This window comes from Amycolatopsis arida, assembly GCF_900115565.1.
Classification (GTDB): Bacteria; Actinomycetota; Actinomycetes; order Mycobacteriales; family Pseudonocardiaceae; genus Yuhushiella; species Yuhushiella arida.
The window spans coordinates 555,860-581,027 of the sequence record NZ_FOWW01000002.1; the positions used below are offsets into that span (position 1 = coordinate 555,860).

The following is a 25,168-nucleotide window of genomic DNA, read 5'->3' on the forward strand; positions in this document are numbered from 1 at the left end:
GCGTTACGCGCGTTGGGCCAGGAAGGTCACCTTCACCTGCTCGCCCGCGGCCACCTCGGTGAGGTCCTCGTCGACGTTGATCAGGCAGTTCGCCTCGGCCAGGGAGGCCAGCAGGTGAGTGCCGGACGTGCCGAGCGGCTGCACGAGGTACTCGCCGTTGGACTCGTCACGCAGCAGCTGGCCGCGCAGGAACCCGCGCCGGCCCTTGGTCGAGGTCACCGGGGAGAGCAGCCGGGCGTCGACCATCCGCCGGTGCGGGTTGCGGGTGCCGCGGGCGGCCCGGATCAGTGGCCGGACCAGCACCTCGAACACCACCAGCGCGCTCATCGGGTTGGCCGGGATGAGGAACGTCGGCACCGAGTCCGGGCCGAGCCGGCCGAAGCCCTGCACCGAGCCGGGGTGCATGGCGACCCTGGTCATGTCGATCTCGCCGAGATCGGACAGCGCCGCCTGCACCTCGTCGCCCGCGGTGCCGCCCGCCCCGCCGGCGACCACGACCACCTCGGACATGAGCAGCCGGCCCTCGACGATCTCGCGCAGCCGCTTCGGCTCACTGGACACGATGCCGACCCTGCTCACCTCGGCCCCGGCGTCCCGGGCCGCGGCGGCGAGCGCGTAGGAGTTCACGTCGTAGACCTGGCCGACCGACGGGGTGCGGTCGACGTCCACCAGCTCGTCGCCCACCGAGATGATCGACACCCGCGGCCGCGGATACACCAGGACCTTCGACCGGCCGACCGCCGCGAGCAGGCCGACCTGGGCGGAGCCGATCGTGTCGCCCCGGCGCACCGCGACGTCACCGATCTGCACGTCCTCACCGGTGCGCCGGACGTAGCCCGCCGACGGCACCCGCCGGTGCACGGTCACCTTGGCCTGGTGGCCGTCGGTGTAGGCCAGCGGCACCACGGCGTCGGCCAAGGTCGGCAGCGGCGCGCCGGTGGCCACCCGCACGGCCTGGCCCGGCTGCAGCCGGCGGGGCTGGCGCGACCCGGCGGCGATCTCCCCCACCACCGGCAGCTGTACCGGCTCCTCGCCGGCGGTGCGGACGTCGACGCTGCGCACCGCGTAGCCGTCCACCGCCGCCTGGTCGAAGCCGGGCAGGGCGTGCTCGGCCACGACCTCCTCGGCACACAGCAGCCCCTGCGCCTCGGAGATGGCGACGCGCACCGGCCGGGGGCGCACGGCCGCGCCCAGCGCGAGGGCGATCTGCTCGTCCACGGCCCGGAACTCGACGGGCTCAGGGGCGACGGTGGGGCTCGCGGTCTCGGTCATGCGCGGGACGTCCCCCCGAGCCGTTCGGCCAACCACGCGCGCAGGCCGGGGCCGTAGTCGGGGTGCTCGAGCGCGAAGTCGACCGCGGCCTTCAGGAACCCGGCCGGGTTGCCCAGGTCGTGCCGGCCCCCCCGGTGCACCACGACGTGCACCGGATGGCCCTCCTCGATCAACAACGCGACCGCGTCGGTGAGCTGCAGCTCGCCGCCGGAACCCGGAGTGATCCTGCGCAACGCGTCGAAAATCACCCGATCGAGCAGGTAGCGGCCGGCGGCGGCGAAGGTGGACGGGGCGTCCTCGGGCGCCGGCTTCTCCACCATCCCGTGGACGCGCTTGACGTCCTCGTCGTCGGTGTCGGCCACGTCGAACACACCGTAGGCGGAGATGTCCCGCTTGGGGATGTCGAACGCGCAGAGCACGCTGCCGCCGTACCTGGCGCGGACCTGGGCCATCCGGTCGAGCACGCCGGTGGGCAGCACGAGGTCGTCGGGCAGGAGCACGGCGACGCTGGTGTCCTCGTCGGTCAGGTTCGGCTCGGCCTGTGCGACGGCGTGGCCGAGACCGAGCGCCTGGTGCTGGATGGCCACCTCGACGTCGAGCAGTCCGGGTCCGCGGCGGACCTTGTCGAGCAGGTCGGTCTTGCCCTTGCGTTCGAGGGTCTGCTCCAGCTCCGGCGCGCTGCGGAAGTAGTCGACGACCGACTCCTTGCCCGGCGAGGTCACGATCACCAGGCGTTTGGCGCCCGACTGCGCCGCCTCGGCGGCGACGAGTTCGATGCCCGGTGTGTCCACCACCGGGAGGAGCTCCTTCGGCACGGCTTTGGTGGTCGGCAGGAACCTCGTTCCCAGGCCGGCGGCCGGCACGATCGCGGTTCGGAACGTCTGGTTGGTCACGGCGCCCGTCATGGCAGCAAAGCCTAACCTGGTGAGGTGCACCCCGGCGGCAATGAGCGGTTGAGCAAGGCGGAGTGGCGCACCCGACTGCTGGCCAACCGGGCCGCGGTGTCGGTGCAGCAGCGGGTGGCGGAGGCGTTGGCGCTGACCGAGGCCGCGGCGGCCGTCGCGGGCCGCACGGTGTGCGCCTACGTGCCGTTCGGCGCGGAGCCGGGCTCGATCGGCCTGCTCGACGTGTTGCGCGACCGCGGCTCCCGGGTGCTGCTACCCGTGGTGCCGCCCGCGCCGGGACCACTGGACTGGGCGGAGTACACCGGCACGTCCGGCCTGGTCAACAGCCGATTCCCCGGCGTGCTGGAACCCGCGGGGCCCCGGTTGGGGCCGGCCGCGCTGGGCCTGGCGGAGCTGGTCCTGCTGCCGGCACTGGCGGTGGACCGGACCGGAATCCGGTTGGGTCGCGGTGTCGGGTACTACGACCGGTCGCTGCCGCATGCGGCAGCGGACGCACGGGTGGTGGCGGTGGTCCGGGACGCCGAGCTGGTGCCACGGCTGCCGGCGGAACCGCACGACGCCAGGGTGACCGCCGCCCTCACCCCGGGCCGCGGTCTGGTGGCGCTGCCGCGCCCGGGGATGGACTGATCCTTCGACTGTGGGTTCGGTCACATCGGCCACCGGCTTCGCCGCGTCCACGACACCTGTGACCAATCCACGATTGCGTTCGAGGAATGCGATCCCGCAGAATTGCGTTAGCACTCTCGCAGTCGGAGTGCCAACGCGTGAAGGAGCACCAGTGCCCACCTACCAGTACGCCTGCAAGGAGTGCGGCCACCAGTTCGAGGCCGTGCAGTCGTTCTCCGACGCGAGCCTGACCGAGTGCCCGGAGTGCACGGGCCCGCTGCGCAAGCTGTTCGGTGCCGTCGGCGTGATCTTCAAGGGCAGCGGCTTCTACCGCACCGACGCCCGGTCCGACACCAAGTCGGGCAAGTCCACCACCTCCACGTCCGCGTCGGGTGAGAGCAAGAGCTCGGACAGTTCGTCCAGCTCGTCGAGCTCGTCGAGCTCGTCGAGCAAGTCCGACAGTACGTCGTCGAGCAAGCCGGCGGCGTCCGCGGCGGCCTCCTGACCGGGAGTTGTCCACAACCACCCACTTGTCCACAGCCCGCTGATTTTCCTGTTCCCCCACCCGCCCACCCCTCCTAGCGTCGATCCCATCGAGGGCGGACCACCCGCCCGCACGGGAAGCGGAGGGCAACGATGTCGGAGACGCGGAGCACGACGGAGACGGCACGGCGGTGGTGGCGGCGACTCCGCACGCTGGTTCGAGGACGGCCGCTCACCGTGGTCCGGCGCGGGGCGGCCGTCGTGCTCCTTCTGCTCGCCGCCCTTCTCGCCATCCGGCCGCCGCCGGTCGGCACGCCAACCCTCGTCGCGGCGCGTGACCTGGCGCCAGGGCGCCCCCTGACGGCCGCCGACCTGCGGGTCGTCGAGCTCCCCGAGAGCATGCGTCCGGCCGGCGCGCTCGACTCGCCCGACCCGGCGAGAGGCCGGCTGCTCGCCGGCCCTGCCCGGACCGGCGAACCCATCACCGACGTCAGGCTGGTGGACCCCCATGCGGCGCCTCCCGGCGCGGCCGTCGTCCCGGTCCGGCTCGCCGACGGCGGAGTGGCGGGATTGCTGCACCCGGGCACCACGGTCGACGTTGTGGCCGGTGGTCCCGACGAACGCACCCGAGACCCGATCGCGTCCCTGGCCACCGTGCTGACCGTGGTTCACCCGGACGCTCAACCTCGGGAAGGCCCGCTGGGCGCGACGGCCGGCCCGCTGGTGCTGCTCGCGGTTCCGACCGAGGCGGCGAGCCGGCTGGCAGCGGCGTCCCTGCATCGACCGGTGGCCGTCACCCTCCGCTGAGCCGGACCGGAGTGGCGCCGGCGCGATGAGGGACGCCGGCCGGGGGCCCGGCTGCCGGCCGCGGGGCCCGCCGGGTGAGGATGTCCAGCCGAAGGCACGGTTCTACAAAGGACGTCGGTACGGGTTCGCCACGGATCAGGAGGCACGGTGCTGAAAGGCTTCAAGGACTTCATCATGCGCGGCAACGTCGTCGACCTCGCGGTCGCCGTCGTCATCGGAACCGCGTTCACGGCGATCGTCACCGCATTCACCGACGGGTTGATCCGACCGTTGATCAACGCCCTCGGCGGCACCGACGCCGCGAGGGGACTGGGCTTCAACATCCTGGCCGGCAACGACGCCACCTTCGTCGACATCGGCGGCGTGATCAACGCGGCGATCAACTTCCTGCTCATCGCCGCGGTGGTGTACTTCGTGATCGTGCTGCCGGTGAAGAAGCTGCAGCAGCGCCGCAAGCGAGGGCAGGAACCGGGGCCGGCCGAGCCCACCGACATCGAGCTCCTGACCGAGATCCGCGACCTGCTCCGGGAGCAGCAGGGCCAGCGGTAGACCACGCTCCGTTCTGTTCCACTGCCCGACGAGCCGAACACCGACAACAGGACCCATTGGCCGAACACCACGCCGGCGAACCCGGCACGGCAAAGATCCGGGCAACCGCGACATCGGCGATCCCGACAGGCACGAACCGGACTACCGCAATGCCGACAAACCGACACAGCGACGACCTGGAGCGTCACAGGGCGACCACGCTCTCGTAGGTGCTCTGCCGCGCCGGGACACCGCCGGAGCGGCCGAGACCCTGGAACGGGCGGCGGTCAGCACGATCGGCGTGGTGGAGGAGCCGGTCGGCCCCGGCCGGTACCGCTACGTCGCCACCCGCGGGTCGCGGACCGCCGCGCTCGAGGAGGACATCCGCGCTCCGCCGGGACGACGTGACCGTGCTGACCGCTGGGTGGCATGGGTCGTCGAGCGGCTGGGTGCGGTATGGGCCTGCACCCGTGTCACCGCACGGGCCGGCGCCGGGACACCCGTCCCAGCGCCGAAGCCGCGATCGCAGGAGTTGGGGAGGGGTGGGGGTGGGGCCCCTTCCGGCGCCGCCGTCAGCGGTCGTGGTGGGGCGGGCGGTTCTCCAGGTGCCAGGAGTCAGTGTCGTCGCGGGGGCCGCGCTCGTCCGAGGTGGTCTCGGGCAGCACGTCGCCGAACACCGCGGCCAGCCGGCGATCATCCGGGCGGCGATCGGCCGGGCGGCGATCGGCCGGGCGGACCGCGCGGCGACGACCCGCCCGCGCGATCGGCGGAGCCGATGCCTCTGACCTCTCGGTCCTGGCCGACGGACCGACCGCACCCGGTGCGCCGCCCTCGTGCGGGGAACCAGCAGCCCGCCGCGGGACACCACCGCCGCTGGACGCATCAGCCCCACTCGACGCGCCACTCCTGCTCAATGCGCCGGACGCACTCAGGGAATCGGCGGCGCTCGGCGCGCCACCGGAGAGCGAGGAACCAGCAGGCTTCCGCGCGGCACCACCGTCGCCGGGCCCACCAGGCCCACTCGACGGATCGGCCTTACCCGGCGCACCCTCTCCGCTCACCGCACCCGACTCGACCGGCGAATCGGCCGCACCCGGCACGGAAGCCCCGCTCGGAGCATCAGCACCCCTCCGCGAACCACCCCCGCTCGACGCGCCACCCCCGCTCGACGCACCACCCCCGCTCGACGCACCACCCCTGCTCGACGCGCCGGACGCACTCGGTGGATCGGCGGCACTCGGCTTGCCACCCCTACACGGGGACTCAGCCTTCCGGGAAACGGGCCCGCTGGGCACACGACCCCCTTGCGCCGCGCCGGCGGTGTTCGGTGTGCCGGACGTGCCCGCGGTGGTGTCCCCGTCCGGCCGGTGGCTCTCGGGCGGCGCGCCGGTGGTGCCCGGGGCGTCCGAGCCACCGGGCTCGTCGGAGGCGTTCGGCTGGTCGCGGCGCCGCCGGTCGGCCACGGATGGGTCCCCGCCGAGGGTCAGGCCTGGGCCTCGGCCAGGCCGGACAGCTCGCCGATCACGTACGGCACCAGACCGGACAAGGTGGCCATCCCGTCGCGGACGGCCGAGCGTGACCCGGCCAGGTTGACCACCAGGGTGCTGCCCGACACGCCGACCAGGCCGCGGGAGATCCCGGCGTCCACCGCGCCCGCCGCGAGGCCCGACGAGCGCAGCGCCTCGGCGATGCCGGGAATCGGGCGGTCCAGCACGCCGGCGGTGGCGTCCGGTGTCACGTCCCGGGGCGACACGCCGGTGCCGCCGACCGTGATGACGAGGTCGGCACCCCCGATCACCGCCGTGTTGAGTGCGTTGCGGATGGCGACCGTCTCCGCGTGCACGACGACCGTGCCGTCGACGATGAAGCCGGCCTCCTCGAGGAGCTCGGTCATCAGCGGACCCAACGTCTCCTCGTTCTCACCGTGCGCCGCACGGTCGTCGACGATCACCACAAGGGCGCGGCCGAGCCGCTGTGCACTCCGTTCCATGGTCACCACCGTAGTCAATCGGGCCGCGCCCGCCAGAACGAGCCGGCGATCGTCGGGAGAACGCGACGACCGGCGAGGGCCCGGGTGGGACTGTCACCCGCCCGGCGGGCGTCCACCGCCCCGACACTTTCCAACCGGAAACCCGGGCGCCGCCCCGCGGGCGTGCCGCGCCCGACACCGGGAGCCCGGCGCCCGCCCGGCCGGGCGCCCGGCGGCCAGCGTCGAGAGGGTCAGCCGGTGGCCAGCGGGAGGCGCACCTCGAACCGGCACCCCGGCCCGTGGTTGCGCACCCTGATCCGTCCCCGGTGCGCCTCCACCAGGCCTTTCGCGATCGCCAGGCCGAGCCCGCCACCGGCGGACCCCCCGACCCGCTCCGGCGTGCGCGCCTGGGTACCCCGGAACGCCACGTCGAACATGGAAGGTCTACGCCCTCGATCGGGTCGATGGCGTCCAACCGCTCGGCACCCGCTTCCCGGTTCCCGAGCCGCCGCCCGACGCCGCCGCGTTCGTCGCCGACACGCTCGCGCACGGGCCGTGGCGGCACCGCGTCCGCGTGCGGGTGCACACGTCGGCCGACCTCGCCCGCGAGCTCGTCGACCCCAGCGTCGCCACCGTCGTCGACCACGGCGACGAGTGCGAGCTCCGCTTCGGCACGGACGACCTCGACTGGGCGGCCCGCTGGCTCGCCTACCTGGATCTCGACCTCGACGTCATCGAACCGGCCGCGCTCGTCGACCGGCTGCGTGCCCTGGGCCGATGGCTACTCGAGCGGTACTGACCACGCGGAACACGACGCACCGGGTGCGGCCGTTCCAGGGGGTGCCGGCCGCACCCGGTGCGCTGTCCGGCCCGCGGCGAGCGGAACCGGGGCTTGGTCTCGGCCGCGAGGCGGCCGAGCGTCCTACCTGGTCTCGACGTCCTGCCCGCCCAACGTCACCTCGATGGTGCGCGAGCCGTCGACGGTGAGGGTGACCCGCTCGTCGGGCGCCCGGGTACGGATCGCGGCGACCAGGGTGTTCGCCCCGTCCACCGGGCGGTCGTCGATCTTGGTGATCACGTCGCCGGCCTTGAGCCCGGCCTGCTCGGCGGGGCTGCCCGGCTCGACGGCCATCACCACCGCGCCGCCGTTGGGGCTGTTGCCCACCTGCGCGCCGATGTAGGTCTGCTTCGCCTTGCCGGTGTTGATGATGTCGTCGGCGGTCCGGCGCGCCTGGTCGATCGGGATGGCGAACCCGATGCCGACGTTGCCCCCCTCCGACTGCGCCCCCGGCAGCCCGGACTGCGGGCTGTAGATCGCCGAGTTGATCCCGATGACCTGCCCGGCCATGTTCACCAGCGGCCCGCCGGAGTTGCCCGGGTTGATCGCCGCGTCGGTCTGGATGGCGTCCATCACCGTGGTCTGGTCGCCCTGCCCCCCGCCGGCGCTCACCGGGCGGTGCAGCGAGCTCACGATGCCCGCGGTGACCGTGCCGGCCAGCTCGAACGGCGAGCCGATGGCCACCACGCTCTGCCCGACCCGCAGGTCGTCGGAGCGGCCCAGCTCGACCGGCTTGAGGTTGCCGACCCCGTCGACCTTGACCACGGCGATGTCGGTCGTCGGATCCCGGCCGATGATCTTCGCCGGCACCTTCTTCCCGTCCTGGAACACCGCCTGGATCTGCCCGGCACCGCCGGACGCGGACTCCACGACGTGGTTGTTGGTGAGGATGTAGCCGTCCTCGCTGAGCACGAAGCCGGAGCCCTCGCCGGCACCGGCGCGTCCCACCACCTGCAGCTGCACCACGCTGGGCAGCACCTTCGTGGCCACCGCCTCGACGGTGCCCTCCGGGGGCGCGGCGGTCTGCTTGGCCGTCGGCTGCTGGTGCAGCGCGTTGACCACCGACCCGCCGCCGCTGTTGTTGTCGGCCACCAGGTAGCCCGCGATGCCACCGGCGCCGCCACCGACGAGCAGTGCCAGCACGGCCGCACCGGCCACCACACGACTCCCGCCGCGTGCCCGGCTCCGGTTCGGCGCCGGGGGCGCGGGGAACATCGTGGTGGACCCGGCGGGTGGGTAGCTCGAGCCCTGCTCGCCGTGCTCGGAGCGGGCACCGTGGGACTCCCCCTCGGGCGCTCGCTCACCGTGCTCGCCGCCGGCGCTCCCCGCCGGGAAACCCCCACCGGCGGGCTGTCCGCTGTGGCCGGTCACGGCGCTGCCGTAGAGCGGCCCGGACGGGTCGCCGGGGCCCGGCTGGGCCGGCGAGCCCGGCCGGGCCTCCGAATACCCCGAGCCTGGCTGGGGTGGCGAGCCGGACTGGGCCTGTGCCGACCACGGGTTCGGGGCGGGCTGCCCGCCCACCGCCGGCGTGCCGTGCGGCGGGGTCCTGGGCTCGTCGTGGCTCGCGGGCCAGCCGCCGTGTTCCGGTGTGCCGGGCGTGTCCGATGCGGCCCGGCGGTCCTCGTTCTCGGTCATGCCTTCACCATGCGCCTCGGTCCTGAGAGCGGGCTGAGTCGAACCTGTGGGTAACTGGGTGATTTCACCGAGTGTCCCGCAGCCGCCGCGCGATCTGCTCCGGTGTCGCGTCGTTCACCCACACCGCCATACCCGACTCCGAACCCGCAAGATACTTCAGCTTGTCCGGGGCTCGCAGCACGGAGAACAGCTCCAGGTGCAGCCAGCAGAGGTCGCGGTCGCGCCGGACCGGCGCCTGGTGCCACCCGGCGACGTAGGGCAGCGGGCGGTCGTAGAGCGCGTCGCAGCGACGCAGCACCTCGAGGTAGACCTCGGCGAAGTCGGCCCGCTCCCACTCGGTCAGCTCGGCGAGATCGGCCACCCGGCGGTGCGGCACCAGCTGCACCTGCACCGGCCAGCGCGCGGCCGGCGGCACGAACGCCGTCCAGCACTCGCCGGCGGCGACCACGCGCTCACCCGACGCCCGCTCGGCGGCCAACACGTCGCCCAGGACGTGCCGACCGTGCTCGGCCCGGTAAGCGCGGGCGACCTCGATCATCCGCTCGGTGCGCGGCGTGACGAACGGGTAGGCGTAGATCTGGCCGTGCGGGTGATGCAGGGTGACCCCGATCTCCTCGCCCCGGTTCTCGAAGGGGAAGACCTGTTCCACCCCCGCCAGCCGGGACAGCTCGGCGGTCCGATCGGCCCACGCGGCGAGCACGGTCCGCACCCGCCGGGGGCTCAGCTCGGCGAACGAGCGGTCGTGCTCGCTGGTGAAGCAGACCACCTCGCAGCGGCCCCGGCCCGGCTCGACCGGCACCAGCCCCGACCCGTCCACCGTGGGTCCGGGGCCGGCGGCGTCCTCGGCGAAGGACGGGAAGCGGTTCTCGAACACCACCACCTGGTAGTCGGGCTCTGGGATCTCGCTGGGCTTGCCGGGACGGGTGGGGCAGAGCGGGCACAGGTCGGCCGGCGGCTTGTAGGTGCGGGTCTGCCGGTGCGCGGCCATCGCGACCCACTCGCCGGTGAGCGGGTCGCGGCGGATCTCGGAGCGCGCGGTCACCGGCGGCAGGTCCCGGGTGTCCTCGGCCGTGCGCGGCGGCGCGCCCGGCTCGTCGTAGTAGACGATCTCCCGCCCGTCGGCGAGCCGGCGCACGGTCCTCAGCACGCGTCCTCCGTGTTCCCGGCGTCGCCGGCGCACCGCGGAGTCGACCGGGCGGCCCCGCGCGCCGGCGCGACCATCAGCTCACCCACGTGCTCGGCGAGCACCTTCCTGGCGTGGTCGGGCAGGCCGTCGTCGGTCACCACCACGTGTGCCTCAGCCAGCTCGGCGATGGTGGAGATCCCGATCGTGGCCCACTTGGTGGAGTCGGCGAGCACCACCAGCGTGCGGCCGGCCTCGACCAGCGCCCGGTCGGTCTCGCTCTCGGTGAGGTTCGGCGTGGTGAACCCGGGCCCCTCCGCCATGCCGTGGACGCCGAGGAAGACCATGTCCAGGTGCAGGGTGCGCAGGCTGTGCACGGCGACCGGACCGACCAGCGCGTCGGACGGGGTGCGCACGCCGCCGGTCAGCACGACCGTGCGGTCCGGCTGGTTGGCCGCCCGCAACACGTCGGCGACCCGGATCGAGTTGGTGACGACGGTGAGCCCCGGAACGTGGTCGAGCGCTCTGGCCAGGGTCCAGGTGGTGGTGCCCGCGGAGAGGCCGATCGCGGTGCCGGGCCGGACGAGGGTCGCGGCCAGCTCGGCGATGGCCTCCTTCTGCGCGCGCTGGCGCACCGACTTGGCCTCGAACCCCGGCTCGTCGATGCTCGTGCCGCCCACCGAGGTGGCGCCGCCGTAGACTTTCTCGACCAGGCCCCGGCTGGCGAGGACGTCCAGGTCGCGGCGCACGGTCATGTCGGAGACGCCCAACCTGGCCACCAGGTCGCTCACCCGCACGGCCCCGGTTCGCCGCGTCTCCTCCAGGATGATCGCTTGCCGCTGCCGCGCCAGCACCGCCCACTCCGTCCCCGCAGAACAGTCTCAACTGCACAAAATCCTACACGAGTAAACATCGATCCTGTTCACCCTTATGATATACGAAGGGTGAAAAGTTGGTGACTAACCGTGTTCATCCGGTAGTTCGTCACCCGGGTACAACGCATGTTCCCCTCATCCGGGTATGCCGGGCAGCCGCATCGTCAGCAACGCGCCGCCCTCCGGCGCGTTGCCGGCGTACACGACCCCGCCGTGCCGCTCCGCCGCCTGCTTCACAATCGCCAGCCCCAGGCCGGAGCCGGGCAGGGTGCGGGCCTCCGACGAGCGGTAGAAGCGGTCGAAGACCTTGGGCAGGTCGGCGGGCGCGATGCCCGGCCCGAAGTCGGCGACCTCCACGACCGCGGTCCCGTCGCCCAGCGGGCGCAGCCGCACCCGGACGGACGAGCCGTCCGGCGCGAACTTCACCGCGTTGTCTAGCAGGTTCAGCACCGCGCGCTCCAACGCGCTGGAGTCACCGCTGAGCACCCACGGCTCGAGCCGCACGTCGAACCGGATCTCGCCGGCCCGCCGCCGCGCCCGGTCCAGCGCGCGCTCCACGACCTCGACCAGGTCCACCCGCTCGAACTCGGCGCGCGGCTCGTCCTGCCGGGCCAGCTCCACCAGGTCGCCGATCAGCTGGGTGAGCTCGTCGAGCTGGCCGCGGATGTCGGCCTCGATGTCGGCCCGGTCCCGCTCGGACAGCCGGGGGCCGGCGGACCGGCTGGCCGAGAGCAGCAGCTCCAGGTTGGTGCGCAGCGACGTCAACGGGGTGCGCAGCTCGTGGCCGGCGTCGGCGACCAGCTGGCGCTGCCGCTCCCGGGACTCGGCGACCGTGCCGAGCATGGTGTTGAAGCTGTGCGTGAGTCGGGCCAGCTCGTCGTCACCGCTGACCGGGATCGGCCGCAGGTCGCCGGTGCGGGCGATCCGCTCGGTGGCCGAGGTGAGCCGCTCCACCGGCCGAAGCCCGGCACGGGCCACCGCGGTGCCGGCGAGCGCAGCCACGACGATCCCCGCGCCACTGATCAGGAACAGCACCACGGACAGCTGGTTCAAGGTGCGCTTGGTCGGGCCGAGCGGCTGGGCCAGCACCATGGCCTGCCCGGCACCGGAGGGCAGTGCCACCACCCTGCTGTCGGTCGCCGGGTCGGTGCGCAGGGAGATCGACGCGTTGCCCCTGGCGACGGCCAGCTCCTGCGGCCCCCACGGCGGCTGGCCGCCCTCCCCTGGGTAGGTGATGGTCCCCTGCGCGCTCAGCAGCCCGATCTGGATGTCGGAGCTGGCCAGGAAGGCACCGGGAATCTGCTGCAGCCGGCTCTGCACCGGCGGGGTCTCCACCGCGGCGGCGGCGCGCTGGACGAGGCTGTCGTCGAGCTGCTGGTAGAGGTTGGTGCGGACGGTGTGGTAGGCGCCCAACGACACCAGGCCGACCGCGCCGGCCACGCAGATCGCCGCCAGCAGCGTGACACGACTGCGCAGCGAGAACCGCCGGGAACGTCCCACGGCGGGAACGGTCACGGCGGGGTGTCCCGCAACACGTAGCCGACGCCGCGCACGGTGTGGATGAGCCGGGGCTCGCCGCCGGCCTCGGTCTTGCGCCGCAGGTACCCGACGTAGACCTCGAGCGCGTTGCCCGAGGTCGGGAAGTCGTAGCCCCACACCTCCTCGAGGATGCGGCCACGGGTGAGCACGTGCTTCGGGTAGGAGAGGAACAGCTCGAGCAGCGCGAACTCGGTGCGGGTCAGGCTGATCGGCCGGTCGCCGCGGCGCACCTCCCGGGTGCCGGGGTCGAGGCTGAGGTCGGCGAAGGAGAGCACCTCGGCCTGCTCGGCCTGGCTCTCCGGGCCCGCCCTGCGCAGCAGCGCGCGCAGCCGGGCCAGCAGCTCCTCCAGGGCGAACGGCTTGGGCAGGTAGTCGTCGGCGCCGGCGTCGAGCCCGGCCACCCGGTCGGAGACGGTGTCCCGCGCGGTGAGCACCAAGATGGGCAGGTCGTCGCCGGTGCTACGGAGCCGGCGCGCCACCTCGAGGCCGTCCAGCCGGGGCATCATGACGTCGAGGACCATGGCGTCGGGGCGGTGGGCGACGATCGCGTCGAGCGCCTGCGCCCCGTCACCGGCCAACTCGACGTCGTAGCCGTTGAACTCCAGCGAGCGGCGCAGGGACTCCCGGACCGCCCTGTCGTCGTCGACCACCAGAATGCGCATGCGCACAGTGTTACCCGCCCGGCTGAGACCGCGCTGAGAGCCACGCGGCGGTTCACTCGGCGGGCGCGCCGGTGCCGCGGGCGACCGGGGCGTTCCAGCGCCGCCACAGCGCCACCACCCGCACGGTGACCACGACGGCCGCCGCGACCACGGTCACCGGCCCCGGCGGGAGCCGCAGCAGGTGGCCGGCGCCGACCAGCACCGCGCCGGCCAGCGCGGCGAGGGCGTAGATCTCCCTGCGCAGCACCAGCGGGATCTCCCGGAGCAGGACGTCACGCAGGGCGCCGCCGCCGATGCCGGTGGTCCTGCCCACCAGGCACGCGGTGTAGACCGGGGCGCTGGCGCCCAGGGCGATGGCGGTGCCGGTGGTGGCGAAGACGCCGAGGCCCACCGCGTCGGCGAGCAGCACGGCCTTGCGCAGCCGGGCGAACACCGGGTGGAAGGCGAACACCGCCAGCGCGGTGGCCGCGGCGACCGCGAGGTAGGGCCAGGTGCGCAGGGTGGTGGGCGGGGTGATGCCGAGCAGGACGTCCCGGATGATCCCGCCGCCGAGCGCCGTGGTGAGGCCGAGCACGACGACGCCGAAGACGTCGAGCCGGGCCCATACCGCGGCGAACGCGCCCGAGGCGGCGAAGGCCACGAGGCCGAGCATCTCGAACGCGGCGAGCAGCATGGCGCTGTTCGGTGCTATTCGATCAGCCCGCCTCGGTAGGCGAGCAATGCCGCCTGGACCCGGTTGGCGGCGCCGATCTTGGACAGCACCGCGGAGACGTAGCCCTTGACCGTGGCCTCCGAGAGGTGCAGCTTGCCGCCGATCTCGGCGTTGGAAAGGCCCTGTCCGATGAGACCGACCACCTCGCGCTCCCGGTCGGAGAGGGAGGCCAGCAGCTTGCGCGCGGGTTGCGCGGCGCGCTGCTCGTCGCGGTGGGCGGAGACCATCCTGGCGGCGACGCCGGGGTCCAGCACGGCGCCGCCGCGGGCGAGGTCGCGCACGGCGCGGAGCAGCGCGGCGGGCTCGATGTCCTTGAGCAGGAAGCCGTTGGCCCCCAGCCGCAGGGCGGCGCTCACGTACTCGTCGATGTCGAACGTGGTGAGCATGGCGACCACCGGGGGCTCCGGCAGGGCCTGGATGGCGCGCAGCGCGCGGATGCCGTCGTCGGCGGAGCGCATCTTGATGTCGAGCAGGGCCACGTCCGGGTGGAAGCGTCTCGCGGTCTCGACCGCCGACCTGCCATCGCTGGCCTCGCCCACGACCTCGATGTCCGGTGCGCCCGACAACATGGCACGCAGGCCCGATCGGACCAGCTCCTCGTCGTCGGCAAACATGACCTTGATCAACGATGCCTCCGGAGCGTGCGGCGGGGTTCACCCGCTAGTGGTTAACGAAGGCTACCCACAGCATGCCGGTTCACGGCAACCACACACCCACACGAGGGACAGCGGCGCTTGTCCCCACCCGTTCGGCCGTGTCCCCCGCGGGCCGCCCGCCGCATTCGACCACGCCGACTAGCGGTACCCTGAGCACGACCGGCCCTCGTAGCTCAGGGGATAGAGCGTCCGCCTCCTAAGCGGTAGGTCGCAGGTTCGAATCCTGCCGAGGGCACTACACAGAAGGATGACGCAGGGGTGGTACGCGGTGCCGTGTCCACCTCGCGCTCCTTTCGGTGTTGATCTTTGTGTCCGCGTTGCACCGGGACGACCGTGTCGTTCGTTGCTCGGCTGACGGCGTGGATGGTTTCGCCGGTCAGGGTCACCCGGCACGTCGCCACTCGGGTGGTGTGGTCGTATCGGATCTCCAGTCTGAGTACCTCGAACAGCCGACGTGACAGGTCGTCGGGCATCTCGGTCAGGTCGACCTGGGTGACGGGCAGTTGGTCGAGCAGGGCAGGGTTGGGCGCCTTGTGGATCTCGTCTTCCAGCTCGGCGAGTCGCTGAGCGAGCTCGTCGCGTTCGGCGCGCAGCTCGGCCCGGCGTTCGTTGATGTCCCGGATGAGGTGCTGGTCGACGTCATCGGCGAGTTCGAGGCTGCGGACCAACCGCTTGCTCTTGGCCTCGTTCTCGCTGATGGTTCGGCGCATCGCAGCGATCCGGTTGGCGCGTTTGCGCTGGGCGGTCTCGTCCAGGACCTTCAGGTTGGCGTCCAGGAGCTGGTGTCGGTACTGGCCGAAGACCTGGGCGGCCAGGAAGCTGGTCACCCCGTCGATGAGCGTGTCTTCGCGGACCCAGATGCTGGGCGGGTGTCCGCCGGGTCGGTACGCCTTCTTCGGCGCGCACACCATGTAGCCGTGGCCCTTGGCGGTCTTGCCAGAGAAGCGACGACCGCACTCGATGCACCACATGTAGCTGCGAAGGCGGTAGATCCGCGCCGTGCGCGGATGCTTGTTCGTCCCGCCTCCCGGTCGCGACCGTTCGCGCTGCTCGGCGACCTGTTGGGCCTGCACGAAGGTTTCCAGATCGATGAGGGCTTCGTGCACCGGTTCGGGTGACCAGACCCGTTCCGACACCGGATTCATCCGGTTCTTGCCGGCCCCCTTGCGGGCGCGCCGGTTCCACACCATGTGCCCGGTGTGCTTCGGGTTGGTGAGCATGTCGCGAACGTTGGAGTAGGTCCACAACCCCACGGCCCGGTCCGCCTCGACCGGAGTCGGCGGCGGATTCGTGGCGAGGTCTTGGTTGAGACGATCCGCGATGGTCTGGTAACCGAGCCGTTCGACCACGCGCCAGCGGAACGCTGCGCGGACCACGGCACCCTCGACGGGGTGGACCTCCAGGAGGGTCTTCTTGATGCCCTTGGCGCGCTTGGCCGGAACGGGGTGCGGAACCTTCTTCGCCCGGTAGCCGTAGCAGGGTTTGCCGACGTTGTAGCCCTGCTCGGTGTGGGTCTCGAAGCCGTCCCAGCTCTTTTCGAGCATCTCGGTGACATACCACTCGGCCACCCCTTGCTTGACCCGCCGAGTCAGCACCTGGATTGCGGTCTTGACCCGGCGGCCGGATTCGCCAAGCCGGAAGGGCTCGTCGGCCGCGACGAGCAGCACGCCGGCCTTCTCTAGGCGGTGCTCGATCTCGGTGGAGATGTACGAGCGGCGGCCGATCCGGGAGATGTCCTCGCAGATGACGACGTCGAAGCGGCGATCGGGCCGTTCGGCTTCCTCTAGGAGGTCCTGAATGCCGCCATCGCGCGGAATGGGAATCTGGAGCAACTCGTGGGCGTGTCCTTGGCCCCGCGCCGTCAGCTCCATACGGCCAGACTCGATGTCGTAGAAGTGCACCACGATGACGGCGTTCTCGGGCAATGCGTGGTGGCAGTTGCGCAGCTGGCGCGGCAGTGACAGCGTCGGGTCCTGCTGGTCGTAGGTCGACGTGCGACCGGCGAAGGCGACGCGGATGACCGAGGACGCGGCCAGCACGGCCGGTCCCGCTAGCGGATGCGTGCGATCTATGCGGCGTGGTCCTGCCCATGCATGGATCGCCTCTGGGCCACCCATTCCATCACCTCCCACAACACTCGTGCTTGCTCCACCCTCAACCGCTCGGCTTCAGCTCCTTCGGCGATCCGGACTTCGAACACCACGTCCGGCGGCTCGTCCGGAACGAGACGGCCCGAGCGTTCGTTCCGCCGCAGTCGTTCAGCCACCATCACGCCGCACCTCCACGCCAGCCAGCAGACCGCTGGCCATGGCGGAGCAGTCCTCACCCAACGACTTTCTGGCGCCGTGCTCGGACACGTCCCCCTCTCGTTCCCTTCGGCGGCGCAGACCCCGCACGCGCGACTCCAGACCATCGGAGGGCGCCGCATTGGCCGGGAGCGTCGACCGCTCTGGCTCGGAGTGACGGGCAGTCGCCTGCCATTGGACTAAGGCAGTCTCTAATTTCCGTAGGCGCAACCTAAGACGCGTGGGCGCTTCGCGCGTTGCGTAGTCGCAGCGGCCGGAACACACCGCGAGGTCCGTCGGGTCCCCGGCGTCCATACGGGAGACTGAGCGACGACCAGCGCCCAGGCAGGGCGCCGATGACAGGCGAATGCGGGAGGCGTGGCGGTGCAGCTTCGGTGGCGGCTAAGGCAGGTGATGGCCTCCCGCGACGTGTGGAAGGGCACAGAGTTGCGCGGACTTCTCGCCCGACGTGCCAACTTCAACCTGTCCCTGCCGTCGATCTCCGCGTTGATGAACAACCAGCCGGTCCAGATGAAGACCGAGACTCTGCAGGCGTTGTGTACCGCGCTGAAATGCACGCCGGACGAGCTGTACGGGGTCGTTCCTCCGCGCGAGGTCTCGCTCGACGACGACCCGAGGACCTCGCGCTGACGACCCCCTGCGGAGCACGGAGCGATGGCGGCCATGCAGCCGCGACAAACTCGCCACAGTGCTCGGCGAACCCCGCCAGAACCGATAACACGTGCGAGCTGATTGCCTAACGGCCCCAGCCCTCTGGCGATGTCAAGGTCAGCAGACGCGACGTCACCGACGGAGGACACACCCCACGGCGAAGATGACTCGAACAACGGCACACAAGGTGTTTGAGGCAAACGTTGAACGATCGCAGGCGTTCCTTCGCATCTTCGACAAGGACAGAGGCCGAGGACAACCCGCCAACGACGAGAAGGAACTCCTGCGCCGGTGCCTCGTGTTCGCAGTGGGCGCGCTGGATGCCTACCTCAGCGACCTGATCCTCGAGATCGTGCCGGAGCACGCTCCGAAGTCGACAAGCCTCAAGGATGCGCTTGCCCAGATCGCCAAGGCCGACCCTGGCCTCGTCCTGCGAGTCAGCCTGGCCGCAACCACCCAGGACAAGCACGACGAGTTCCGCACCGCATTGTCCGAATGGCTTGAAACGAAGTCCTTCCAAGGCCCGGAGAAGGTCGTTAACGCGCTCGGCTACCTCGGCTGCCCGATCAGTTGGCAGGACTTCGACGAGAGTAGTGGGGTGGCAACCGCAACCGAACTGCGCCGGATCACCGACGGACGCCACAAGATCGTCCACAGAGGCCAGAAGCCCTACATCAAGAGGGCTCTCGCCAAAGAAGCGGTAACGCTGATCTCTAACATGGCCGATCTGATCGACAGCAGAGTCTGCGCGCGCTACCGCTGACCGCTCGCTCAGGCGGTCAGGGACCGCTTTCGACCCGCCCGAGCGGGCGTCCGCGAATAACGATCTCGCAACACCGGAAGCCTGCACCGACCGTCGCCGGCGACGGCTTCTGGACGCTTCATGGACAGCGCAACGCCCGTGCAGGTGCAGTTCGGTGAACCCGCCGGAGTCGAGCACCCAGTCGGTGATGGCCTTGGGCAGAGGGCGGCGGTGGCCGAGCCTCCGGTGCGACACCAGGAGCGGGATGTAGGGCACGCGGGTCAGCCAGATGGGCTGGTGGACTCCGAGGTAGAACTTCACGCCGGCACCGCCGCCCTCCGGCGGGCGGGGGTGCCGGCGAGCACGGCGAGCGCGAAGACGGTGGTGGCGCACCCCGGCACGAACACCGATGGCGACGGCGTCACTCGGCCGCGCGGAGATGCGCGCGCCGTCGGTGAGGATCAGGTCGGCGATGAACACGCCCTCGTGCAGGGCCGTCACCGCCACCCGCTGGACCCGGTGCCCCAACGCCTCGATGACGTGCCCGATCAGCTCGATCGTGTCCGGGCGGGCGTGCTCGATCCGCTGCTGGGCCGCGATCAGGGCCTTGGCCTCGGGCGCGCCGATCGAGATCGGCAACCAGCGCTGCTCGCCGTCGGTCTCCCGGAGCAACATCACCGGTGTCTCATCCGGCGGCAGGAGAGCCACCCCGTGCACCCGCACTGGAACCACACCACTCAACCCACTTTCGCCATCGTCCCTCTCCACATACACACCCAATCGGCTCGTCACTCCGATGCAGCGAACTCGCGCCGTCGACAGTGGGGCCGCACCGCCGTGCGGGCCGAGCCCGGCGGGGTCGGCGGCGGGGTCGGGCAGCCACGGCCGAGGGACGGGAGCAGGCGCTGCGCATCAAGCGTTGGTGGCGGGACACCGGCCTTCTTCGGGTTCGCTCCGGATGCGGTGTCTCGCGCCGCGTCGGTGATCGCATCCGGCCGGACCGGCGCTGCGCTCCTTCTTCTCGGTTGCCGACTCAGCGAAAGCCAAGCGGTGCTACGTGGAACTGGGAAAACGTCGCAGCAGAGGAGATGCCTCTCGATGAGCGCTGGTGACAATTATCGCATGAGAGAATTCGATGGTAAGACCGTACTGATCACCGGCGGCGGCAGCGGGATCGGCCTGGGCGCTGCCCGCCGGCTCATCGAGGCCGGCGCGAACGTGGCACTGGCCGGCCGGAGCACGGAGCGGCTGGAGCAGGCCGCCAAAGAGCTCGGCGGGAAGGACCACGTCCTGACCGCGCCCACCGACGTGTCCGACCTCGGCGACCTGGACCGGCTCATCGCCGCGATCCGGGACCGCTTCGGGACACTGGACGGCGTGTTCGCCAACGCAGGCACCGGTGTCGCCGCGCGCACCGCGGAACTCTCCGAGGCCGACTTCGACCGAGTTATCGGCACCAACCTCAAGGGCGTGTTCTTCACCGTCCAGAAAGCGTTGCCATTGCTGGCGGACGGCAGCTCCGTGGTGCTCAACTCCTCGTGGACGGCACACCGCGGGATGGCCGCCGGCTCACTGTACGGCGCGAGCAAAGCCGGGCTGCCGAGCCTCACCCGCTCGCTCGCCAGCGACCTGGCCGAGCGCGGCATCCGGGTCAACACGGTCACTCCCGGGCACATCCACACCGAGATGCTCGAGGCCATCACCGGCAGCGACGAGGTTCGGGAGATCTTCCGGAGCCAGGTGGCACTCGGCCGCCTCGGCCGCCCCGACGACGTCGCCGACGCCGTGCTCTTCCTCCTCTCCTCCCGTTCCAGCTACATCACCGGGCAGGAACTGGTCATCGACGGTGGGCTGGTCAGCTGCGTTCCCAGCTGAACCACGTGCGCCACGACTGCCCGAACCTTCGGGCGCACGAAACATTCCGCAGGCCGGTCACGGAACCGGCCTGCGGTTCTGTTCGGCAGCTGAAAGCCGACGGCGGTCCCTCCTCAACGAGGGTGGACCGCCGTCGGCTCCGTCGGTGCGTCAGCGCTTCTCGCGCGGACTGTTCTGATAAGCGGCCAGGAGCCACTGGCCGTTCTCCTTGACGACCACCCAGGAAGCCCGGATGGCGCGCTCGGCGGCCACCTCGCTTTCGCCCTGGTGCAGCACGCCGCCCTCGGTGATCAACACCGCGGTCGCGTCGCTGAAGAACTCGACGCTGACGGGTGTTCCGGTCACCCGGGTGTTCTGGTAAGGCCCGGCGAACGCGCCCGTCATGAACGAGCGGATCTCGTCGCGGCCCTTCTGAAACACTCCGGGGAGGACCATGCTCCCCTGTTCGGTGAACAGTTCGGCGAAGGCCGCCGCGTCGTGCGCCGCCCACGCCGCGACGACCCGACGCGGGATGGACGCGACGGCGTCCTGGTCGCCGGCGGACGGGGAGATCGCTGCGGAGCCGATCGTGGTCTCTGTCATCATTCATCCTCCATCGTGGTCAAAGATAGATCTTGGCGAACATCAGTTCCGCGGACATTCGCGCGACCCTTCCTGTGTTTACCGTTCCTGCCCATGGCCACCAGGACGCCTTGTGCCCTTGCCGGCCTCACCCGTTGAGCATCCCGTCGCGGAACTGCCTGAGATCGTCGTGCGAGGACAGGTCCGGCACCGTCCAGCCGTCCAGGTCGTACTCGCCGAGACACTCGTCCGCGAAGGCCTTGTACTTGTCCACCTGCCCGCTGACGAGCTGCGAGGAATACAGTTCGATCCTGGTGTTCTCATGGCTACCGGCGTAGTTGCGCTCGTACAGCTCGTGACGGCCACCGAACTCGGTGCCGACCGCATCCCACAACAGCTTCATCACCTTGACCCGCGCGACCGCATCATGTCCGTTCGAACCGCGCAGGTACTTGTCCAGATACGGCCGCACGTCGGGGTTGCGAAAGTCCTCCGCGGCGGAGTTGACGTAGATCAGCCCGCTCGCGACATCCTGTTCGATGATCTCCTTGATGCGCGGGTATCCGATCTGCATGAACCAGCGGTACGCCATCCCGTAGTCGGCGTTGGGCAGCAGCGCACCCGCCACCCAGCGCGACGGGTTGCGTGCCGCGGCGTCGGACAAGCCCCAGAACAGGTTGCGCCAGGCCAGCACCTCGCCCAGCCGGCTCTGCACCCCGCGGAAGTCGCCGGCGCCGGTGACCTCCAGCGCTTTGGCCAGCAGTCCCGCGATGAACTCCAGTTTCACGGCAAGGCGCGTGCAGCCGTGGAAGGTGAACCGCTCCGGGAACCCCGATCGCCCGGTGAACAACTGGACCTTTCCGAGATTCCCGTAGATGAACACGTTCTCCCACGGGATCAGCACCTTGTCCAGCACCAGGATGGTGTCGTTCTCGTCCAGCCGGGAGGACAGCGGATAGTCGAACGGGCTGCCCATCACCGCGGCCGTGGCACTGTAGGACGGGCGGCAGATCAACTTGAGCCCCGGCGCCGACATCGGCACCGTCGCGACGAGGGCGAACTCCTTGTCCTTGATCGGCAGCCCGTAGTGGGCGATGAAGTTGTAGTGCGTCAGTGCCGACCCGGTGGCGACCACCTTGGCCCCGCTGACGACGAGCCCGCTGTCGGTCTCCTTCTCCACGTGGACGAACACGTCGGCGACCTCGTCCGCAGGCCGGTTCCGATCGACCGGCGGATGCACGATCGCATGGTTCCAGTACAGGACCTTCTCCTGCGACAGCTTGTACCAGTGCCGGGCATTGTCGTCGAAGGGCTGGTAGAAATCGGCGTTCGCCCCAAGGGTGCCGAGAAACGAAGCCTTGTAGTCGGGGCTGCGGCCCATCCACCCGTAGCTCATCCGCGCCCACGCCGCGATCGCCTTCTGGTCGGCGACAAGATCGTCGACCGTGCGCGAGGTCGTGAAGAACTTGTGGGTGTACCCGTCGCTGCCGGTATCGGTCGGCGCGGTGAGCACGCCACGCCTCTCCGGATCGTGCAGCGCCGCATATAGCCTGGCGACCATCCGGACTGGGTTGCTGAACGCCGCGTGCGTCGTGACATCCTTGACCCGGTCGCCGTACAGGTAGACCTCCCGGTCGTCGCGCAGGCTTTCGATGTACTCGGCGCCGGTGAAGGGACGTGTCTTCGGCTGGATTTCTTCCGCCTGGCCCACAGTGCGCCGGTTGTCGGTCATCAGACGTCTTCTCTCTTCTCGTCGGTGGTCCGGCTTCGCGCGGACCGTCGAACCGGCCGGCCGTCCTGCCCGCACACCGGCGAGCGGAGCTGCCCTCTGATCTTCGCGCCGGTCGTCGCAGCCGTCTTCTTCTACCGGGCTGCATAGCGACGGCACGTGAATTTTTCATGTCGTCACCTCCAGTAATTCATGCAAGGTGGTGAATGAAGCACTTCAGGAGATGCGGCCGTGGCGTTAATGTGCGTCATGAGGGATGTGCACAGCGAATGCCAGCCCGGGGAGGACGCCCAGAATGGACGACATCATTCGGCGAGCCGTTGAGCGAGCCATTGGTACCATGCAGGAGAAACTCGGCGAGCAGCTCACCGTTGACGATGTGGCTCGCTCGGCGATGTTCAGCAAGTTCCATTTCTCGAGGGTGTTCCAGCAGGCCACCGGGGTGTCCCCGGGGCGGTTCCTGTCGGCGATGCGGCTGGCCGAGGCCAAGCGGCTGCTGCTGTGCACCGCGACGACTGCCGCCGACATCAGCCACCGCGTGGGCTACAACAGTGTGGGTACCTTCAGCGCACGGTTCAGCCGGAGCGTGGGAGTCTCACCCTCCGGGTATCGCCAGCTCCGCGGCTTCCTGCCACGAGTTCCCGCGGGGCAGATCCACCCGGGCACCCCGGCCGCGCCGCTGCGCGGACAGGTCCACGTCCCGCCGGAAACGGCACCCGGAATGGTGTTCGTCGGCCTGTTCCCCGGCCGGATCACCGAGGGCCCGCCTGCCGCGTATACGGTTCTGGACGCTCCCGGACCGTATCTTCTGCAGCGTGTTCCCCAGGGAACTTGGCACCTGGTCGCCCACGGCCTCGTCGCGGACGAGCCGAACGGCACGACGTACACCTGCTACCGGGGGCCGATCACGGTCCAGCCCGGCGCCATCACCGAAGGCGTCGACCTACAGCTGCACCCGACTCGGACTTTCGACCCACCGGTTCTGCTGGCCTTGCCCGACCTGCGCGTGAACTCGCCGGCACAGGTCGCCGTCTGACGGCCCAGGACCGGGCTTGCACCGGCAAGCACGCCGACTCCGGTGGGACTGGGGCAGACGGCATCGCCCGAGGACTGTCCCTCGTGGACTGCGCGCAGCGATGCCAACCGGTCAGGCCGTGCCGACGGTCTCCACGGTGGCCGCGGTCGGCCGCCGACGCTGGTGCGTGAAGGCCCGCAGCACGAGCGCGGCGAGGGCAAGGAAGGCGACGGCTCCGGCGATCGCGGCCACGTGCACACCGGTGGTGTACGCCTCACGGGCGGCGCGCAGGAGCGACGTTGCGTCGGCCATGTTCTGTGCGGTGACCACGGCACCGGAGATGGTGCCGCGAGCCGCGTCCGCGGCCTCCGGCGAGACCCCGGGAACGGTGACGTCCGACATGCCGGAGCGGTAGACCGCGGCGCCGAGGGTGCCCAGCACCGCCAGCCCCAGTGTCGAACCGAAAATGTTACTGGTCTCCGACAGTGACGCCGCCGACCCCGCCCGCTCCGGCGGCACCGACCCGACGACCAGGTTGGCGCCCAGCGCGAACAGCGGGCCAGTACCCAGATGCAGCACGGCACCGCCGATCACGGCAAGGAGCAACCCTCCGGCCGGGGTGACCTGGGTGATGGGCAGGAAGCCCAGTGCGCTCAGCGCCAGGCCGCCGGCGATCGCGGCCTTGTGCGACATCCACCGGACGAGCAGCTGGGACAGCTGGGAACCGACCGCGATCGACAGGCCCAGCGGCAGCAGCCAGAGCCCCGCCTCCGCGGGGGAGAGCCCCATTACGGTCTGCACATACTGGCTGACCAGCAGGAATGTCCCCGCCATGATGCCGGCGGCGACCAGCTGGGACACCAGAGTGGCACTGAAAGCGCGGTTGCGGAACAGCCTCAGATCCAGCAGTGGGTCGGGCAGGCGCAGCTGCCGCCGCACCAGCACCACACCGAAGACGATGCCCACGACGATCGCCCCCACCGGCACGAGCGCCGACCCGAGGTGGCCGGTGGCGACCTCTTTGACGCCGTAAATGATCGGCAGGGTCGTGGCCAGCGACAGGATCACGCTGGTCAAGTCCAGCCTGCCCGGGTTCGGGTTGCGGTACTCGGGCAGCAGGACCGGCCCGGCCACCACCAGCAGCAGCGCCACCGGCACACCGAGGAGGAAGACCGCACCCCACCAGAACAGGTCCAGGAGCAGCCCGCCCACCACCGGGCCGAGTGCGGAGCCGACCATCATGCAGCTCATCCACGCGGCAATGGCGATCCTGCGCTGGTCCTCGTCGCGGAACATATTGCTGATCAACGCGAGCGTCGACGGCATCAGGGTGGCAGCGGCGATTCCCATCAGCGCACGCGAGACGATCAGCATTTCGGGGCTGGTCGAATAGGCGGCCGCTACGGACAGCACGCCGAAGCAGGTCACGCCGATCAGCAGCAGTCGACGGCGACCGATCCGATCGCCGAGATTTCCCATGGTGATCAGGCAACCGGCCATCAGGAACCCGTAGATATCCATGATCCACAACTGCTCGACGTCGCTCGCCCCTAAGTCCGCGCTGAGATGGGGAAGCGCCAGGAACAGCACGCCGATGTCCAAGGCGACCACCAGTGTCGGCAGGCCGAGCACCGCAAGACCCAGCCATTCTTTCCGTCCGGCTCGCACTCCGGGCCCGC

Annotated in this window: 23 protein-coding genes, 1 tRNA gene and 4 pseudogenes; 11 read left to right on the forward strand and 17 right to left on the reverse strand. The window is 70.7% G+C overall.

Going from position 1 to position 25,168, the window contains the following annotated elements; genetic code table 11:
- Positions 1–3: 3 nt before the first annotated feature.
- On the reverse strand, positions 4–1,272 hold the full coding sequence (gene glp / locus BM051_RS07400; protein ID WP_092529264.1) for a molybdotransferase-like divisome protein Glp: 1,269 nt from the start codon (positions 1,270–1,272) through the stop codon (positions 4–6).
- Positions 1,269–2,177 (reverse strand): UTP--glucose-1-phosphate uridylyltransferase, encoded by a 909-nt coding sequence (locus tag BM051_RS07405; RefSeq protein WP_092529265.1) that lies wholly within the window; start codon positions 2,175–2,177, stop codon positions 1,269–1,271. Before BM051_RS07405 ends, glp begins: the two co-directional genes overlap by 4 nt.
- A gap of 48 nt (positions 2,178–2,225) precedes the next feature.
- Here BM051_RS07405 and BM051_RS07410 point away from each other — a divergent pair, with 48 nt between their 5' ends.
- The 4 genes from BM051_RS07410 (at position 2,226) to mscL (ending at position 4,622) form a co-directional block, all read left to right on the forward strand.
- On the forward strand, positions 2,226–2,804 hold the full coding sequence (locus BM051_RS07410; RefSeq protein WP_244894471.1) for a 5-formyltetrahydrofolate cyclo-ligase: 579 nt from the start codon (positions 2,226–2,228) through the stop codon (positions 2,802–2,804).
- Positions 2,805–2,955: 151 nt separating this feature from the next.
- Positions 2,956–3,288 (forward strand): FmdB family zinc ribbon protein, encoded by a 333-nt coding sequence (locus BM051_RS07415; RefSeq protein WP_092529267.1) that lies wholly within the window; start codon positions 2,956–2,958, stop codon positions 3,286–3,288.
- A gap of 131 nt (positions 3,289–3,419) precedes the next feature.
- Positions 3,420–4,073 (forward strand): Flp pilus assembly protein CpaB, encoded by a 654-nt coding sequence (gene cpaB / locus BM051_RS07420; RefSeq protein WP_092529268.1) that lies wholly within the window; start codon positions 3,420–3,422, stop codon positions 4,071–4,073.
- 147 nt (positions 4,074–4,220) lie between these two features.
- Positions 4,221–4,622, forward strand: coding sequence for a large-conductance mechanosensitive channel protein MscL (mscL, locus tag BM051_RS07425; RefSeq protein WP_092529269.1), 402 nt, complete (start codon positions 4,221–4,223; stop codon positions 4,620–4,622).
- A 1,462-nt stretch (positions 4,623–6,084) separates the two neighbouring features.
- Here mscL and BM051_RS07430 read toward each other — a convergent pair.
- Positions 6,085–6,591, reverse strand: coding sequence for a MogA/MoaB family molybdenum cofactor biosynthesis protein (locus BM051_RS07430; protein WP_092529270.1), 507 nt, complete (start codon positions 6,589–6,591; stop codon positions 6,085–6,087).
- Between the two features lie 230 nt (positions 6,592–6,821).
- A pseudogene (locus BM051_RS07435) lies at positions 6,822–7,007 on the reverse strand (ATP-binding protein); the annotation flags it as partial.
- 134 nt (positions 7,008–7,141) lie between these two features.
- Here BM051_RS07435 and BM051_RS07440 point away from each other — a divergent pair.
- Positions 7,142–7,369: pseudogene (locus BM051_RS07440) on the forward strand (WCX domain-containing protein); the annotation flags it as partial.
- A 123-nt stretch (positions 7,370–7,492) separates the two neighbouring features.
- Here the strand turns inward: BM051_RS07440 and BM051_RS07445 are convergent.
- The 7 genes from BM051_RS07445 to BM051_RS07475 form a co-directional block, all read right to left on the reverse strand.
- Positions 7,493–9,043, reverse strand: coding sequence for a trypsin-like peptidase domain-containing protein (locus BM051_RS07445; protein WP_092529271.1), 1,551 nt, complete (start codon positions 9,041–9,043; stop codon positions 7,493–7,495).
- 64 nt (positions 9,044–9,107) lie between these two features.
- Positions 9,108–10,190, reverse strand: a complete 1,083-nt coding sequence (gene galT, locus BM051_RS07450; protein ID WP_092529272.1) for a galactose-1-phosphate uridylyltransferase — start codon at positions 10,188–10,190, stop codon at positions 9,108–9,110.
- Entirely contained in the window at positions 10,184–11,020 is an 837-nt protein-coding gene (locus BM051_RS07455; protein ID WP_092529273.1) for a DeoR/GlpR family DNA-binding transcription regulator, read from the reverse strand. Before BM051_RS07455 ends, galT begins: the two co-directional genes overlap by 7 nt.
- Positions 11,021–11,176: 156 nt before the next feature.
- A complete protein-coding gene (locus BM051_RS07460; protein WP_243859211.1) occupies positions 11,177–12,541 on the reverse strand; it encodes a sensor histidine kinase in 1,365 nt (454 codons plus the stop codon).
- Positions 12,542–12,552: 11 nt separating this feature from the next.
- The gene (locus BM051_RS07465) at positions 12,553–13,242 is read right to left on the reverse strand and encodes a response regulator transcription factor (RefSeq protein WP_092529275.1); all 690 of its coding nucleotides are present in this window, start codon (positions 13,240–13,242) and stop codon (positions 12,553–12,555) included.
- A 52-nt stretch (positions 13,243–13,294) separates the two neighbouring features.
- A complete protein-coding gene (locus BM051_RS07470) occupies positions 13,295–13,915 on the reverse strand; it encodes a trimeric intracellular cation channel family protein (protein ID WP_092529276.1) in 621 nt (206 codons plus the stop codon).
- A gap of 14 nt (positions 13,916–13,929) precedes the next feature.
- A complete protein-coding gene (locus tag BM051_RS07475; protein ID WP_092529277.1) occupies positions 13,930–14,580 on the reverse strand; it encodes a response regulator in 651 nt (216 codons plus the stop codon).
- Between the two features lie 192 nt (positions 14,581–14,772).
- Between BM051_RS07475 and BM051_RS07480 the strand changes: the two genes are divergently transcribed.
- Both BM051_RS07480 and BM051_RS07485 read left to right on the forward strand, forming a co-directional pair.
- Positions 14,773–14,845: transfer RNA gene (locus tag BM051_RS07480), tRNA-Arg, on the forward strand.
- Between the two features lie 298 nt (positions 14,846–15,143).
- Positions 15,144–15,728 carry a hypothetical protein gene (locus BM051_RS07485; RefSeq protein ID WP_092529278.1) on the forward strand — a complete coding sequence of 195 codons (585 nt, stop codon included), beginning with the start codon at positions 15,144–15,146 and terminating at the stop codon, positions 15,726–15,728.
- On the opposite strand, the pseudogene BM051_RS30795 reads toward BM051_RS07485, so the two are convergent.
- Positions 15,714–16,727 (reverse strand): annotated as a pseudogene (locus tag BM051_RS30795) (recombinase family protein); the annotation flags it as partial. The gene BM051_RS07485 and the pseudogene BM051_RS30795 sit on opposite strands and share 15 nt — an antisense overlap.
- Positions 16,679–16,882, reverse strand: a complete 204-nt coding sequence (locus BM051_RS29385; RefSeq protein ID WP_092529279.1) for a hypothetical protein — start codon at positions 16,880–16,882, stop codon at positions 16,679–16,681. The gene BM051_RS29385 and the pseudogene BM051_RS30795, both read right to left, overlap by 49 nt.
- Positions 16,883–17,273: 391 nt before the next feature.
- On the opposite strand from BM051_RS29385, the gene BM051_RS07500 reads away from it, so the two are divergent.
- On the forward strand, positions 17,274–17,546 hold the full coding sequence (locus tag BM051_RS07500; protein ID WP_243859213.1) for a helix-turn-helix domain-containing protein: 273 nt from the start codon (positions 17,274–17,276) through the stop codon (positions 17,544–17,546).
- Between the two features lie 208 nt (positions 17,547–17,754).
- Complete coding sequence (locus tag BM051_RS28940) at positions 17,755–18,330, forward strand: HEPN domain-containing protein (protein WP_166677563.1); 576 nt, start codon at positions 17,755–17,757, stop codon at positions 18,328–18,330.
- Positions 18,331–18,522: 192 nt separating this feature from the next.
- Here the strand turns inward: BM051_RS28940 and BM051_RS30630 are convergent.
- Positions 18,523–18,984, reverse strand: a pseudogene (locus BM051_RS30630) (bifunctional nuclease family protein); the annotation flags it as partial.
- 447 nt (positions 18,985–19,431) lie between these two features.
- Between BM051_RS30630 and BM051_RS07510 the strand changes: the two are divergent.
- Positions 19,432–20,184, forward strand: coding sequence for an SDR family NAD(P)-dependent oxidoreductase (locus tag BM051_RS07510; protein ID WP_092529280.1), 753 nt, complete (start codon positions 19,432–19,434; stop codon positions 20,182–20,184).
- Positions 20,185–20,334: 150 nt separating this feature from the next.
- Here BM051_RS07510 and BM051_RS07515 read toward each other — a convergent pair whose 3' ends face one another.
- Together BM051_RS07515 and BM051_RS07520 are read right to left on the reverse strand one after the other, a co-directional pair.
- Positions 20,335–20,769 carry an SgcJ/EcaC family oxidoreductase gene (locus BM051_RS07515; RefSeq protein WP_341770749.1) on the reverse strand — a complete coding sequence of 145 codons (435 nt, stop codon included), beginning with the start codon at positions 20,767–20,769 and terminating at the stop codon, positions 20,335–20,337.
- 124 nt (positions 20,770–20,893) lie between these two features.
- Positions 20,894–22,477 carry a 4-hydroxyphenylacetate 3-hydroxylase N-terminal domain-containing protein gene (locus tag BM051_RS07520; RefSeq protein WP_092529281.1) on the reverse strand — a complete coding sequence of 528 codons (1,584 nt, stop codon included), beginning with the start codon at positions 22,475–22,477 and terminating at the stop codon, positions 20,894–20,896.
- A gap of 292 nt (positions 22,478–22,769) precedes the next feature.
- Here BM051_RS07520 and BM051_RS07525 point away from each other — a divergent pair, with 292 nt between their 5' ends.
- Positions 22,770–23,510: a helix-turn-helix domain-containing protein gene (locus BM051_RS07525; protein ID WP_092529282.1), complete on the forward strand. Its 741-nt coding sequence runs from the start codon at positions 22,770–22,772 to the stop codon at positions 23,508–23,510.
- A gap of 111 nt (positions 23,511–23,621) precedes the next feature.
- Here the strand turns inward: BM051_RS07525 and BM051_RS07530 are convergent, their stop codons facing one another.
- Positions 23,622–25,121, reverse strand: coding sequence for an MFS transporter (locus tag BM051_RS07530; protein WP_243859214.1), 1,500 nt, complete (start codon positions 25,119–25,121; stop codon positions 23,622–23,624).
- Positions 25,122–25,168: the final 47 nt, after the last annotated feature.

What these genes read in the sequence shown, in the direction of transcription:
- glp (WP_092529264.1), bottom strand. Translation starts at nt 1,272, where the DNA reads ATGACCGAGACCGCGAGCCCCACCGTCGCCCCTGAGCCCGTCGAGTTC.
- BM051_RS07405 (WP_092529265.1), bottom strand. Translation starts at nt 2,177, where the DNA reads ATGACGGGCGCCGTGACCAACCAGACGTTCCGAACCGCGATCGTGCCG.
- cpaB (WP_092529268.1), top strand. Translation starts at nt 3,420, where the DNA reads ATGTCGGAGACGCGGAGCACGACGGAGACGGCACGGCGGTGGTGGCGG.
- BM051_RS07430 (WP_092529270.1), bottom strand. Translation starts at nt 6,591, where the DNA reads ATGGAACGGAGTGCACAGCGGCTCGGCCGCGCCCTTGTGGTGATCGTC.
- BM051_RS07445 (WP_092529271.1), bottom strand. Translation starts at nt 9,043, where the DNA reads ATGACCGAGAACGAGGACCGCCGGGCCGCATCGGACACGCCCGGCACA.
- BM051_RS07465 (WP_092529275.1), bottom strand. Translation starts at nt 13,242, where the DNA reads ATGCGCATTCTGGTGGTCGACGACGACAGGGCGGTCCGGGAGTCCCTG.
- BM051_RS07470 (WP_092529276.1), bottom strand. Translation starts at nt 13,915, where the DNA reads ATGCTGCTCGCCGCGTTCGAGATGCTCGGCCTCGTGGCCTTCGCCGCC.
- BM051_RS07510 (WP_092529280.1), top strand. Translation starts at nt 19,432, where the DNA reads ATGAGAGAATTCGATGGTAAGACCGTACTGATCACCGGCGGCGGCAGC.
- BM051_RS07515 (WP_341770749.1), bottom strand. Translation starts at nt 20,769, where the DNA reads ATGATGACAGAGACCACGATCGGCTCCGCAGCGATCTCCCCGTCCGCC.
- BM051_RS07520 (WP_092529281.1), bottom strand. Translation starts at nt 22,477, where the DNA reads ATGACCGACAACCGGCGCACTGTGGGCCAGGCGGAAGAAATCCAGCCG.
- BM051_RS07525 (WP_092529282.1), top strand. Translation starts at nt 22,770, where the DNA reads ATGGACGACATCATTCGGCGAGCCGTTGAGCGAGCCATTGGTACCATG.